Source organism: Pantoea alfalfae (assembly GCF_019880205.1).
Lineage (GTDB): Bacteria > Pseudomonadota > Gammaproteobacteria > Enterobacterales > Enterobacteriaceae > Pantoea > Pantoea alfalfae.
Genome location: NZ_CP082292.1, coordinates 785111 through 798172, shown reverse-complemented (window position 1 = coordinate 798172; position 13062 = coordinate 785111). Strand labels below are relative to the sequence as shown.

General features: G+C 56.9%; 12 protein-coding genes. 4 read left to right on the top strand and 8 right to left on the bottom strand.

Annotated features, from left to right (window positions below; genetic code table 11):
* Positions 1–200 precede the first annotated feature (200 nt).
* From recJ to xerD, 3 genes are read right to left on the bottom strand one after another with little or no spacing between them, the layout of a single operon-like run.
* Positions 201–1937 (bottom strand): single-stranded-DNA-specific exonuclease RecJ, encoded by a 1737-nt coding sequence (gene recJ / locus K6R05_RS03820; RefSeq protein WP_222925020.1) that lies wholly within the window; start codon positions 1935–1937, stop codon positions 201–203.
* A gap of 3 nt (positions 1938–1940) precedes the next feature.
* A complete protein-coding gene (dsbC, locus tag K6R05_RS03815) occupies positions 1941–2654 on the bottom strand; it encodes a bifunctional protein-disulfide isomerase/oxidoreductase DsbC (RefSeq protein ID WP_013358933.1) in 714 nt (237 codons plus the stop codon).
* A 21-nt stretch (positions 2655–2675) separates the two neighbouring features.
* Complete coding sequence (xerD, locus tag K6R05_RS03810; protein ID WP_222925019.1) at positions 2676–3569, bottom strand: site-specific tyrosine recombinase XerD; 894 nt, start codon at positions 3567–3569, stop codon at positions 2676–2678.
* Between the two features lie 102 nt (positions 3570–3671).
* Here xerD and fldB point away from each other — a divergent pair, with 102 nt between their 5' ends.
* On the top strand, positions 3672–4190 hold the full coding sequence (fldB, locus tag K6R05_RS03805) for a flavodoxin FldB (RefSeq protein ID WP_161732588.1): 519 nt from the start codon (positions 3672–3674) through the stop codon (positions 4188–4190).
* A 72-nt stretch (positions 4191–4262) separates the two neighbouring features.
* Here fldB and K6R05_RS03800 read toward each other — a convergent pair whose 3' ends face one another.
* Positions 4263–4673: a protein YgfX gene (locus tag K6R05_RS03800; protein ID WP_222925018.1), complete on the bottom strand. Its 411-nt coding sequence runs from the start codon at positions 4671–4673 to the stop codon at positions 4263–4265.
* Positions 4648–4914 (bottom strand): FAD assembly factor SdhE, encoded by a 267-nt coding sequence (sdhE, locus tag K6R05_RS03795; protein ID WP_013358937.1) that lies wholly within the window; start codon positions 4912–4914, stop codon positions 4648–4650. Before sdhE ends, K6R05_RS03800 begins: the two co-directional genes overlap by 26 nt.
* Positions 4915–5140: 226 nt before the next feature.
* Here sdhE and ygfZ point away from each other — a divergent pair, with 226 nt between their 5' ends.
* Complete coding sequence (gene ygfZ, locus K6R05_RS03790) at positions 5141–6127, top strand: tRNA-modifying protein YgfZ (protein ID WP_222925017.1); 987 nt, start codon at positions 5141–5143, stop codon at positions 6125–6127.
* Between the two features lie 51 nt (positions 6128–6178).
* On the opposite strand, the gene trhA is transcribed toward ygfZ, so the two are convergent.
* Complete coding sequence (gene trhA / locus K6R05_RS03785) at positions 6179–6844, bottom strand: PAQR family membrane homeostasis protein TrhA (RefSeq protein ID WP_222925016.1); 666 nt, start codon at positions 6842–6844, stop codon at positions 6179–6181.
* A gap of 168 nt (positions 6845–7012) precedes the next feature.
* Between trhA and K6R05_RS03780 the strand changes: the two genes are divergently transcribed.
* Positions 7013–7732: a MurR/RpiR family transcriptional regulator gene (locus tag K6R05_RS03780; protein WP_222925015.1), complete on the top strand. Its 720-nt coding sequence runs from the start codon at positions 7013–7015 to the stop codon at positions 7730–7732.
* Between the two features lie 115 nt (positions 7733–7847).
* Entirely contained in the window at positions 7848–9287 is a 1440-nt protein-coding gene (locus K6R05_RS03775; protein WP_161732598.1) for a 6-phospho-beta-glucosidase, read from the top strand.
* A 27-nt stretch (positions 9288–9314) separates the two neighbouring features.
* Here the strand turns inward: K6R05_RS03775 and K6R05_RS03770 are convergent, their stop codons facing one another.
* On the bottom strand, positions 9315–10058 hold the full coding sequence (locus K6R05_RS03770) for an SDR family oxidoreductase (RefSeq protein ID WP_222925014.1): 744 nt from the start codon (positions 10056–10058) through the stop codon (positions 9315–9317).
* A gap of 66 nt (positions 10059–10124) precedes the next feature.
* Positions 10125–12998, bottom strand: a complete 2874-nt coding sequence (gcvP, locus tag K6R05_RS03765; RefSeq protein ID WP_222925013.1) for an aminomethyl-transferring glycine dehydrogenase — start codon at positions 12996–12998, stop codon at positions 10125–10127.
* Between the last annotated feature and the right edge of the window lie 64 nt (positions 12999–13062).

Below are 13062 nucleotides of genomic sequence, written 5' to 3'. Positions count from 1 at the left end.
ATGTTCGATGGGACAGGAAAATTAACGCACAAGTTTACCCGAAACTGGCGGCAGATTGTAGCGCTGAGACAGCGGGCGGATGCCGGGGTTGCGTGATGTGTCGCATTTACGTGGCATCCCCGCGCGCGGCAGGTTAACGCCGGGGATAATCAGGCTGTCGCGCCTCTGCCGTGGCCGGAGACGCGCGTGACCTGTTTAACTCAGTTCAGCGGCCAGATATGGTCAATGATCAGCTGCACTGAGCGGTTACCGCGATACTCATTAATATCCAGCTTATACGCCAGTTCGACCTGACGAATACTGCTGTCGGGCCACAGCGTAGTATCGACATTAAAGGCGATACCATCGATCAGCGGCCCACCATCCAGCGGCTCAACCATCACTTTCAGATGTCGCTCGCCCACCAGACGCTGTTGCAGCAGCTTAAATTTGCCGTCAAACGCGGGTTCCGGGAACGCCTGGCCCCAGGGACCGGCTTCGCGCAGCATCTCTGCGGTCTGCAGCGAAAACTCCTGCGGCTGTAACGCGCCATCAGACCAGATGATGCCCTGCAGGGCTTCGCCATCCAGCCACTCTCCGACCAGGTCGGCAAAGCGCTGACGAAACTCCTCGTAGCGTGCGGTTTCCAGTGATAAACCGGCCGCCATGGCGTGACCACCGAACTTCAGCATCAGGCCGGGATTCAGCGTGTCCAGGCGCTCCAGCGCATCGCGCAGATGCAGACCGGCAATCGAGCGGCCCGAGCCTTTCAACGTGCCGTCGCCCGCGGGCGCAAAGGCAATGACCGGACGATGGAAACGCTCTTTCAGACGAGAGGCGAGAATGCCCACCACGCCCTGATGCCATTCGGGATGATAGAAGGCCAGTCCCAGCGGCAGATCGCTCTGTTCACGCTCCAGCGCCTGACACAGCGCCAGCGCTTCACTCTGCATGCCCTGCTCTATCTCTTTGCGCGTCTGGTTCAGCGCATCCAGCTCACTGGCCAGCATGCGCGCCTGGCTAAGATCGTCGGTCATTAACAGCGCCACGCCCACCGACATATCGTCGAGGCGGCCTGCGGCGTTGAGCCGTGGCCCCAGCGCAAAGCCGAGATCGCTGGCCGCCAGCTGACGGGCATCGCGATTCGCAATTTCCAGCAGCGCCCGGATGCCTGGCCGACATTTTCCGGCCCGGATGCGGCTGAGCCCCTGCCACACCAGAATGCGGTTATTAACGTCGAGCGGCACCACATCAGCAACCGTGCCGAGCGCGACCAGATCCAGCATCTCTGCCAGATTCGGTTCAGTGCGGGTAGCGCCGAACCAGCCCTGGGTACGCAGATGGGCGCGCAACGCCAGCATCAGATAGAACGCAACGCCCACGCCCGCCAGCGCGCGTGAAGGAAAGTTGCAGTCCGGCAGATTGGGATTAACGATCGCCTCAGCGGCCGGCAGGGTTTCGCCCGGCAGGTGGTGGTCGGTAATCAGCACCGGAATACCGTGCTGATGTGCGCACTCCACACCGGCATGAGAGGAGATGCCGTTATCGACCGTCAGAATCATTGCAGCACCGCGTGCGCGCGCCTGCTCAACCACTTCCGGACTGAGGCCATAACCATCTTCAAAGCGGTTAGGCACCAGATACTGCACGTTGTTGCCACCCATGCTGCGCAACGCCATCACCGTCAGTGCGGTACTGGTTGCGCCATCGGCATCAAAGTCGCCTACCACCATAATGCGACGCCCATCCAGCAGCGCCTGATGCAGCAACTCCACGGCGCTCTCAATCCCGCTTAAGGACTGATAGGGCAGCAGGTTCTTCGCACCGCGCTCCAGCTCCGCGGCGTCACACACGCCGCGTTGCAGATAAAGTCTTTTCAGCAGCGGCGGCAGCGTGGCCGGTAGCGCATCGTCAACCGTCACCTCACGGCGACGGAGTTCCACTTCCTGTTTTAACACCGATTAACCACCACGCTTCTGATTGTCCAGCACCTGCTTCAGCTCCTGCGGCGACTGATAACCCGGGATCATCATGCCGGTGTCAGTCAGCATCGCAGGCGTGCCCTGAATGCCAAACAGCACGCCCAGTTTGTAGTGCTGGGCAATATCGATTTTGCAGCTGTCCGGCGCGGCCATCTTCGGCGCATTGCCTTTCATCGCCTCGTCGAACGCTTTATTGCGGTCAGCGCTGCACCAGATCGCCTTCATCGCTGGTTCGATCTGACCATTCAGTCCTTCACGCGGAAACGCCAGGTAGCGCACGGTGATGCCCAGCGCATTGTAGTCCGCCATCTGCTCGTGCAGCTTGTGACAGTAGCCACAGGTGATATCGGTGAAGACCGTGATCACGTGCTGCTCTTTTGGCGCTTTATAGACGATCATCTCCGGCACCAGCGCCTCGACTTTTTTGTCCAGCAGCTGATTGGTGACGTTGACTGGCTGTTTGCCGCTGACATCATAGAGCGGGCCCTGGATCATATGTTTGCCGTCATCGGTAACATAGAGCACGCCGCTTTCAGACAGCACGGTTTTAAACCCCGGCAGCGGTGACGGGCTGATCTCCGTCTGATTCAGACCGAGCTTTTTAAGAGATTGCTGAATGGCGCTGTCATCGGCCTGGGCCAGACCGGAAAAGGCGCTGGCTAACAGGGCCAGCATGGCAAAATGCTTGTTCATTTTTATCCTTATGGCCGCGAATCAGGCTCGCGGATGGTGTTGTTGATGTAAATGACGCAGGCGCTCAGTGGCGACGTGCGTATAAATCTGGGTGGTGGAGAGATCGCTATGTCCCAGCAGCATCTGTACGACACGCAGATCCGCGCCGTGGTTCAGCAGATGGGTCGCAAAGGCATGGCGCATCACATGCGGCGATAACTTTTCGCTGTCGATGCCCGCCAGCGTGGCGTAGTGTTTAATGCGATGCCAGAAGGTCTGGCGCGTCATCTGCTGCGCCCGGTTGCTGGGAAACATCACGTCCAGTGTCTGCCCGTTGAGCAGCCACGGACGACCATGTTCCATATATTGCTCCAGCCAGTAAACCGCTTCTTCACCTAACGGCACAAGCCGCTCTTTATCCCCTTTACCGATAACCCTGACAACCCCCTGGCGCAGGCTGATGTCGCTGAGCGTCAGTCCAGTCAGTTCAGAGACGCGCAGGCCTGTGGCATAGAGCACTTCCAGCATCGCTTTGTCGCGCAGCTCTAATGGGATGTTGGTATCCGGTGCCTGCAATAGCCGTTCAACCTGGGCTTCACTGAGATCTTTCGGCAGACGCTGCGGCAGTTTTGGTGCAGAAAGCAGCGCGCTGGGATCGTCCGGGCGCAGCTTTTCGCGATAAAGATACTGGAACAGGCGACGCATCGCGCTGAGCAGCCGCGCTGAGCTGGTCGCCTTGTAGCCGCCCTCCAGCCGTTCGGCCAGGAACTGCTGCAGATCCAGCGGCGTCACGCTGAGCAGCGTCAGTTGGTGATGCGTCAGCCAGCCGGTCAGCGTCTGAAGATCCTGACGATAAGAGGAGAGAGTATTCTGCGCCAGATTGCGTTCAATCCAGAGCGCATCAAGAAACTGTTCTGTCAGATCGCTGTCCTGCACGTTATCTCCGCCGTCTGGTGTAAAATCATGCTCATTATGCCTGATTCAGCGGTGCTTCTGGTACAATTGCGCCAAAGTCAGTATTTACAGAGTGTTATCTGCATGAAAATCGGTCTTTTTTACGGTTCCAGTACCTGTTACACCGAAATCGTAGCGGAAAAAATTCGCGATTTTATTGGCGAAGAGTTAGTGACGCTGCATAACGTCAAAGATGACGATCCGCGCCTGATGGAGCAGTACGACTTGCTGATCATGGGCATCCCGACCTGGGATTTCGGTGAGTTGCAGGAGGACTGGGAGGCGATCTGGCCGCAGTTGCCCGCACTGAATCTGCAAAACAAGATTGTCGCGCTATATGGCATGGGCGATCAGATTGGCTATGGCGAGTGGTTTTTAGATGCGCTCGGCATGCTGCACGATTTGCTGCAGCCAATGGGCGTGCATTTTGTCGGCTACTGGCCGCTTGAGGGCTATGAGTTCACCAGCCCGAAACCGCTGAGTGCCGATGGCTCGCAGTTTGTAGGTCTGGCGCTGGATGATGTGAATCAGTTCGAGGTCACCGACGAGCGCGTTGAGCAGTGGTGCGAGCAGGTGCTGACCGAAACCGCTGCACGACTCTGACCGGTCAGGCGCGCTGGTTTGCTGTTGTCGAACCCAGGCGCCAGCAGACGATGATTGCCTGGCCTGCTGCCGTTAATGCCGCGCTTTGCTGAAACAGCAGGCGCGCAACGCCCGCCATTCGCCAGGCTGCATATTGTCCCGCATCAGCCACCAGCGCAGCGTGGCACCCTGTTCGCTCTTTGCCACCAGCAGCACGCCAATCGGCAACCAGCGCAGCGGCTGGGTTGGCCGCCAGCGTTTTCCCTGCCAGATCCAGCAATGAACGCTTTCCCGCTGTAACGTACCGTGCCGCTGAATTAATCGCCGAACGCTGCGCCAGCCCTCAGCCAGCATCAGCAGAATAACCGGCGTTTTAATCAGCCAGCCGCTCACAGGCAGCGTCATCAGCATTACACCAGGAACGGCAGCCACCAGCCAGGCGCACAGACATCCGCACGCCAGGCGAGAGGGTCGCAGCTTACATTGCCACCGGGCCGCGATCATGGTTACGCTGCTGGATCAGTTTTACCATCCGCTTAAGCTCCGGATCGGCTGGCTCACCGTGGTTCATCAGCCAGTTAAACAGATCGGGATCGTCACTCTTCAACAGGGCAACAAAGACCTGCTTATCGGTGTCGTTCAGCGTGTCATACTCAAATTTGAAGAACGGCATAATCGCCACATCCAGCTCCAGCATGCCGCGACGGCAGGCCCACTGAATACGTGATTTATCATTAATATCCATGCATCAATTTCCACAATTCTCAACGTGGCCGCTAGTGTAACCTGGTTTACTGCGGCTCGCAGGCACAGCGTCGCAGGCTGTGCAACCTGCCACATTTCAGGCTGGATTTTTTCAGGGTTATCACGCCTTTTGTGCGCCGTTTTCCGTAAACAGGTTGCATTGCCAGTCGGCTCTTTTAACATTGAAGATATTATTCCGGATGAACCTTCTTATACAGGATATCTCCATGCCCACATTTACTTTACCGCCGCGCCAGCCTGCCGCGTCGTCTCGTCTGCCGCTAACCCTGATGTCACTGGATAGCTGGGCGCTGGTTTCCATTACCGGTGCCGACAGCACCGCTTACCTGCAGGGTCAGTTAACGCTGGATGTCGCGGCGCTGGATGCAGACCACCATTCGCCCGCCGCACACTGTGATGCCAAAGGCAAAATGTGGAGCAATATGCGCCTGTTCCATCGCGGCGAAGGCTATGCCTATTTGATCCGCCGTGAACTGCGCGACACCCAGTTGACTGAGTTAAAGAAATACGCCGTGTTTTCGAAAGTGACGATGGCGGCTGACGATGAGTCCGTTCTGCTGGGCGTTGCCGGTTTTCAGGCGCGCGCTGCGCTGGCGAATCTGTTTGATAGCCTGCCCGACAGCGAGAAACCGGTGGTACAGCAGGGCGAAACGACGCTGCTATGGTTTGCCCATCCGGCCGAGCGTTTTCTGATTGTCACTTCGCTGTCTCAGGCAGAAGCGCTGAAGCAGAAGCTCAACGATGATGCACAGTTCAATGACAGTCAGCAGTGGCTGGCGCTGGAGATTGAAGCGGGCATTCCGGTGATCGATCCGGCCACCAGCGTGCAGTTTATTCCCCAGGCCACTAACCTGCAGGCGCTGGATGCCATCAGCTTTAAAAAGGGCTGCTATGCCGGTCAGGAGATGGTCGCGAGGGCGAAATATCGCGGTGCCAATAAACGCGCGCTTTACTGGCTGGCGGGTCAGGCCAGTCATCTGCCGGAAGCCAATGCCCCGCTGGAGTTGCAGATGGGTGATCGCTGGCGTCGGACCGGCAGCGTGCTGGCTGCGTTGCAATTAGATGACGGCATCAGCTGGATTCAGGTGGTGCTGAATAACGATCTGGAGCCGGATAGCGTGCTGCGGGTTGAAGGTGATGAAGGCGGCCATCTGACCATTCAGCCGCTGCCCTACTCACTGGATGAGAGCTGATTCCGCCAAATGGCCCTTCCGTTAAGGGAAGGGCCAGTGCTGCAATTCAGATCAGCGCACATAAAAGTAGATAGCGCAGAAGTGGCAGAGACTGCCGCCCAGCACGAACAAATGCCAGATGGCATGGTTATAGGGAATGCGGCGCGCCACGTAGAAGATCACGCCCAGCGAATAGATAATTCCGCCTGCGGCCAGCAACCAGATGCAGCCCGCAGGCAGGATCATCGCCAGCTGATAAACCACAATCAGCGACAACCACCCCATACAAAGATAGGTCACCAGCGACAGCGCTTTGAAGCGATGCGCAATCGTGAGCTTGAACAGAATACCCGTCAGTGCCAGCCCCCAGATTACCGCCATTAATCCATACGCCAGCGGCGTTCTCAGCCCGACCAGCAGAAACGGCGTATAGGTGCCGGCAATCAGCAGATAAATGGCGCAGTGATCAAACTTTTTCAGCCAGGGCCTGGCCGGGCCAGCCGGAATAGCGTGATAAAGCGTCGAGGCCAGAAACAGCAGGATCATGCTGCCACCATAGAGGCTATAACTGATAAAAGTGACGGTGTCAGCCTGCCTCTCCGTTGCCTGATTGAGCATCAGCACCAGTCCGACGATGCCGAAGAGACAGCCCAGACCATGACTGATACTGTTGGCAATTTCTTCGCCGAACCACTCGTCCGCCGCGTGTCGTTGTTTGTGAGAAAGTGTGGGGGTCATAAGTGTGTCCTGAACAGCGTAATTGCAGTGATAATATTCTCCAGACGGGATGATAGCGATTTCAGTGTACACCTGTACGCTAAAATTATCTGATGAATTTCGCTATCCGTTAAACCGGATGCTGAATCTGGTAAACTGACCGCCGGTCAACTGTTCTATGAGTCATTCATGTTTTCGCATCGCGATCTCGCTCGTCTTAACGATCTGGAAATGCAGGTCTATCAGTTCATCATTAAGCACCGCGAAGGCGTCAGCTACATGACGATCCGCGAGCTGGCTGCGCAGGCTGGTGTCTCTACTACTACCGTGCTACGTTTCTGCCGCAAGATGGATTGCGAAGGCTGGTCGGAATTCCGCATCCGCCTGCGCTTAAGCGAACAACAGAGCGCGCCGCTGCTGAACACGGCCGGCGTCAGCGAAATGCTGAGCTTTTTTAAGAGTATAAATAACCCGGAGTTTGAACAGCTTATTGCCCAGGCCGCGCAGAAGATTAATCAGGCGGAGCGAATTTTCTTTATTGGCGTCGGCACCTCCGGCAGCCTGGCAAAATATGGCGCGCGTTTTTTCTCAAACCTCGGTAAATTCAGTCATGCGATTGACGATCCCTATTATCCTGTCGCACCCGATCTCTATGAAAATGATATTGCCATTATTTTATCGGTCTCAGGCGAAACCGAAGAGATCCTGCGCATTGCCAGCCAGTTTAGTATTAATAAGTGCAAAATCATTGCGATAACCAATACGGAAAGCTGCTCACTGGCGAAGATTGGTGACTTCAACCTCTGCTATCACGTGCCGATTATCCGCATGGCGGACAACACCGATATTACGACTCAGGTGCCAGTGACCTATATTATTGAAGCTATAGGCCGTCAGCTGGGGAAATAAAACAGCCTGTTTTTCAGATGTAACAAACGCCATTTTCTGCGCGCTGTTATATCGTGACTTTCATTATTTCCTTGCTACACTCAGCGCAATTTCAATATTCGCAATAGGGTGAAGCATGAGTGCAGAATTGCAGTTACCAAAAGGCTTTCTTTGGGGCGGCGCAGTGGCAGCGCATCAGGTTGAAGGCGGCTGGGATCAGGGCGGCAAAGGCGTCAGCATTGCTGACGTGCTGACCGGCGGTTCGCATGGCGTTGACCGGGTGATCACCGACGGCGTGCAGCCTGGCCATTTCTATCCGAACCACAAAGGCGTGGAGTTTTACTCCCACTACAAACAGGATGTCGCGCTGTTTGCCGAGATGGGCTTCAAATGCTTCCGCACCTCCATTGCCTGGACCCGCATCTTCCCCAACGGGGATGAGCAGCAGCCCAACGAAGCGGGCCTGCAATTCTATGACGATCTGTTTGATGAACTGCTGAAGTATGGCATTGAACCGGTCATCACCCTTTCGCACTTCGAAATGCCTTATCACCTGGTCAAAGAGTATGGCGGCTGGCATAACCGTAAAGTGGTCGACTTCTTTGTGCGCTTCAGCGAAGTGGTGATGAATCGCTATAAGAACAAAGTGAAATACTGGATGACCTTTAACGAGATCAACAACCAGCGTAACTGGCAGTATCCGCTGTTTGGTTACTGCTGTTCAGGCGTGATCTTCACCGAACACGAGAAGCCTGAGCAGGCGATGTATCAGGTGATGCATCACCAGTTTGTTGCCAGCGCCAGAGTGGTCAAACTCGGCCACGATATCAATCCAGACTTTCAGATTGGCTGCATGATTGCCATGGTCCCGGTTTATCCGTTCTCCTGCCACCCGGACGATGTCGTGCTGGCGCAGGAGTCGATGCATCAGCGCTATGTGTTCAGTGACGTGCAAATGCGCGGCTACTACCCGGCCTACACCCTGAAAGAGTGGGCGCGCAAAGGGTATGACATCCAGATGGAAGCGGACGATGCCGAGACACTGCGTCAGGGCTGCGCCGACTATGTCGGCTTCAGCTACTACATGAGCAACGCCGTGAAGACCGATGCCAGCGGCGTTGACGACCCGATTACCGGCTTTGAAGGTGTGGTGAAAAACCCGCATGTGAAAGCGTCAGACTGGGGCTGGCAGATCGACCCGGTGGGCCTGCGCTATGCCATGAACGAGATGTACGAGCGTTACCAGAAGCCGCTGTTCATTGTAGAGAACGGCTTTGGTGCTATCGATAAGCCCAATGCCGACGGGCTGATTGAAGATGATTACCGCATCGACTATCTGCGTGCGCACATCGAAGAGATGAAGAAAGCGGTGGCATATGATGGTGTGGATTTAATGGGCTATACGCCGTGGGGCTGCCTGGATTGCGTTTCGTTCACTACCGGTCAGTACGACAAGCGTTACGGCTTTATTCATGTGAATAAAAATGATGATGGCAGCGGTGATTTTTCTCGTGCGAAGAAGAAGAGCTTTGACTGGTATCAGCAGGTTATCGCCAGCAACGGCGAAAACCTCTGATTCATTACTTCGCTCAGACGAAACCCGTTAACGCCCACCGGCAGCGTCAATGATGCTGCCGGTGACGTAAGAGGCCGCGTCGCTGGCCAGCCAGACGATCGCTTGCGCCACCTCTTCTGCCTCACCGCCACGTCCCATCGGGATCACGCTGGCAAGCCTGTCTACCCTGCCCGGCTCGCCGCCATCGGCATGCATCTCTGTATAGATAAATCCCGGACGTACGCCATTAACCCGAATCCCCTGTTGCGCCACTTCCAGCGACAAACCTTTCGTCAGCGTATCCATCGCCCCTTTTGAGGCGGCGTAATCAACATATTCGCCGGGCGCACCAGTACGGGATGCGGCCGATGAGACATTGACAATCGCACCGCCCTGACCGCCATGATGGGTGCCCATCCGCTTAACCGCCTCACGACAGCAGAGAAAGGTCCCGATAACATTGGTGGCAAAGACTTTATGCAGTCGCGCTGCATCCAGTTGCTCGGTGCGGCACTGCTGAAAAAGAATCCCGGCGTTGTTCACCAGCAACGCCAGCGACACAGACTGCTGGTCGAGTTGCGCAAACATCGCCATCACCTGGGCTTCATCACTGATATCTGCCTGAACAGCAAAGGCTTCACCGCCCTGCTGCTGGATCTGCGCCACCAGCTGTTGCGCTTCGGCCTCACGCTGACGATAGTTCACCGCAACACGATAACCCTGCGCTGCCAGTAACAGCGACGTGGCCCGTCCGATACCGCGGCTGCCACCCGTAACCAGCGCCATTTTCATGCGGATTCTCCAGAAAAAAGGGCCGACGAATCGCCCCTTAAACGTTAATGTTTGCCTGCAGGGCGCTTACTGATAGTCGCTGATGGGTACGCATGAGCAGAACAGATTGCGGTCGCCAAACACATCATCCAGACGTTTTACCGTCGGCCAGTATTTGTTGTGGCTGCCCGCCGGGAAGACCGCCAGTTCACGGCTGTAAGGATGTGACCACTCACTGACGATTTCCAGCTGGGTATGCGGCGCATTGACCAGAGGGTTGTCGTCGAGCGGCCACTCACCTGCCGTGATACGGTCAATCTCCATGCGGATCGACAGCATCGCGTCGATAAAGCGATCCAGTTCGATTTTGCTCTCGGACTCGGTTGGTTCCACCATCAGCGTACCCGCTACCGGGAAGGACATGGTCGGCGCGTGGAAGCCATAATCAATCAGGCGCTTAGCGATATCCAGCTCACTGATACCGGTCTGCTCTTTCAGCGGACGGATGTCGAGAATACATTCGTGCGCCACGCGGCCGTCACGGCCCGTGTAGAGCACCGGATAGGCGGACTGCAGGCGGCTGGCGATATAGTTGGCATTCAGAATCGCGACCGAGCTGGCCTGTTTCAGCCCTTCGGCGCCCATCATACGAATGTACATCCAGCTGATCGGCAAAATAGAGGCGCTGCCAAACGGCGCTGCGGAGACCGCACCCTGCTGCGTCAGCACACCGTCGATCTGTACCACGCTGTGTCCCGGCACAAACGGGGCCAGGTGCGCTTTGACGCCAATCGGTCCCATACCCGGGCCGCCGCCGCCGTGCGGAATGCAGAAGGTTTTATGCAGATTCAGGTGCGAGACATCCGCGCCGATATAGCCCGGCGTGGTGATGCCGACCTGCGCATTCATGTTCGCGCCATCCAGATAAACCTGGCCGCCATACTGATGCACAATCTGGCACACTTCACGGATGGTCTCTTCATAGACGCCGTGGGTGGAGGGATAAGTCACCATGATGCAGGAGAGCTTGTCGCCCGCCTGCGCCGCTTTTTCCCGCAGGTCGCCAAGGTCGATGTTGCCCTGTTTATCGCAGGCCACGACCACCACGTCCATGCCCGCCATCTGGGCGGAAGCCGGGTTAGTCCCGTGCGCTGAACTCGGGATCAGGCAGAGATGACGATCGCCCTCGCCACGGCTTTCGTGATAGCGGCGGATCGCCAGCAGCCCGGCATATTCACCCTGCGCGCCGGAGTTCGGCTGCATACAAAGTGCGTCATAGCCAGTGAGCTGCACCAGCCACTGCGACAGCTGGCCGATCATCTGCAGATAGCCGGTCGCCTGTTCCGCCGGGCAGAACGGATGCAGCTCCGCAAATTCCGGCCAGGTGATCGGGATCATTTCGGCAGCAGCGTTGAGTTTCATGGTGCAGGAGCCCAGCGGGATCATCGCCTGATTCAGCGCGAGATCCTTTTTCTCCAGGCTGTGCATGTAACGCATCATCTCGGTTTCGCTGTGATGACGGTTGAACACCGGATGGGTCAGGATTTCGCTGTGGCGTTGCAGGCCAGCCGGAATCGCGCGGCTTTCGCCGGCGACTTCGCTGTCGAGCTTTTCCAGATCCTGGCCGTGCTCATCACCCAGCAGAATAGCGAACAGCGCCAGAATATCGTCGCGGCAGGTGGTTTCATCCAGCGTGATGCCGACGGCGTTATGGATGTCGCTGCGCAGGTTAACGCCAAAGCTCAGGGCGCGATTCAGCACGGCGGCTTTATCCGCCACTTCCACCGTCAGCGTGTCGAACCAGTGCTGATGGCGCAGCTTCAGGCCACCCTGTTGCAGTCCCGCCGCCAGAATGTTGGTGAAGCGATGAATGCGTGAGGCAATGCGTTTCAGGCCCGCCGGGCCGTGGAATACCGCATAGAGACCGGCGATGTTTGCCAGCAGCACCTGCGACGTACAGATGTTGGAGTTGGCCTTTTCACGGCGGATATGTTGTTCACGGGTCTGCATCGCCATACGCAGCGCCGTGTTGCCCGCCGCATCACGTGAAACACCAATGATGCGACCTGGCATAGAGCGTTTATGTTCATCGCGGCTGGCGAAAAAGGCCGCGTGAGGGCCACCGTAGCCCATTGGCACGCCGAAACGCTGAGCGGAACCAAAGACAATGTCTGCACCCTGTTTGCCTGGCGCTTCCAGTAATACCAGCGCCATAAAGTCCGCCGCCACGCTGACCACCACTTTGCGGGCTTTCAGTCCGGCAATCAGCGCGCTGTAATCGTGCGCGTCGCCGGTCGTGCCCACCTGTTGCAGCAGCACACCAAACAGGTCGTCGTGATCGGGCGCTTTGTCGGCGCTGTCGATAATCAGTTCGAAGCCAAATGTCTCTGCACGGGTGCGGACCACATCCAGCGTCTGCGGATGAATATCGTCGGCAATAAAGAATTTATTGGCGTTTTTGAGCTTACTGACGCGCTTTGCCATCGCCATCGCTTCGGCAGCAGCAGTGGCTTCATCCAGCAGTGACGCGGAGGCAATATCCATGCCGGTGAGGTCCAGCGTCAGCTGCTGGAAGTTCAGCAGCGCTTCCAGACGGCCCTGGGAGACCTCGGGCTGATACGGGGTATAGGCGGTGTACCAGCCCGGATTCTCCAGCATATTACGCAGGATGACCGGCGGGGTGATCACCGCGCTGTATCCCATACCGATCCAGGATTTGTAACGCAGATTCTGGCTGGCAATCGCTTTCAGTTCGGCCAGAGCCTGCTGTTCCGTAGCGGCTTCGCCAACCGCTGGCGGGCCTGGCAGCTGAATGTCTGCCGGCACAATCGTGCTGATTAACGCGTCCAGCGAACGGGAACCAATCGCGTCAAGCATCTGCGCCTGCTGCTCAGGTGAAGGACCGATATGGCGCTCAATGAATGCACCGTTGTGTTCAAGCTGGCTGAGAGTCTGAGTCATTAGCAGTAAATCCTGAATCGGGCTGGGGGAACCGGAGAGCAAACAGAAATCTGCGGCCTCTGTG

Coding starts and splice junctions, on each gene's coding strand:
- dsbC (WP_013358933.1), bottom strand. CDS start 2,654: ATGAACAAGCATTTTGCCATGCTGGCCCTGTTAGCCAGCGCCTTTTCC.
- fldB (WP_161732588.1), top strand. CDS start 3,672: ATGAAAATCGGTCTTTTTTACGGTTCCAGTACCTGTTACACCGAAATC.
- K6R05_RS03800 (WP_222925018.1), bottom strand. CDS start 4,673: ATGATCGCGGCCCGGTGGCAATGTAAGCTGCGACCCTCTCGCCTGGCG.
- sdhE (WP_013358937.1), bottom strand. CDS start 4,914: ATGGATATTAATGATAAATCACGTATTCAGTGGGCCTGCCGTCGCGGC.
- ygfZ (WP_222925017.1), top strand. CDS start 5,141: ATGCCCACATTTACTTTACCGCCGCGCCAGCCTGCCGCGTCGTCTCGT.
- trhA (WP_222925016.1), bottom strand. CDS start 6,844: ATGACCCCCACACTTTCTCACAAACAACGACACGCGGCGGACGAGTGG.
- K6R05_RS03780 (WP_222925015.1), top strand. CDS start 7,013: ATGTTTTCGCATCGCGATCTCGCTCGTCTTAACGATCTGGAAATGCAG.
- K6R05_RS03775 (WP_161732598.1), top strand. CDS start 7,848: ATGAGTGCAGAATTGCAGTTACCAAAAGGCTTTCTTTGGGGCGGCGCA.
- K6R05_RS03770 (WP_222925014.1), bottom strand. CDS start 10,058: ATGAAAATGGCGCTGGTTACGGGTGGCAGCCGCGGTATCGGACGGGCC.
- gcvP (WP_222925013.1), bottom strand. CDS start 12,998: ATGACTCAGACTCTCAGCCAGCTTGAACACAACGGTGCATTCATTGAG.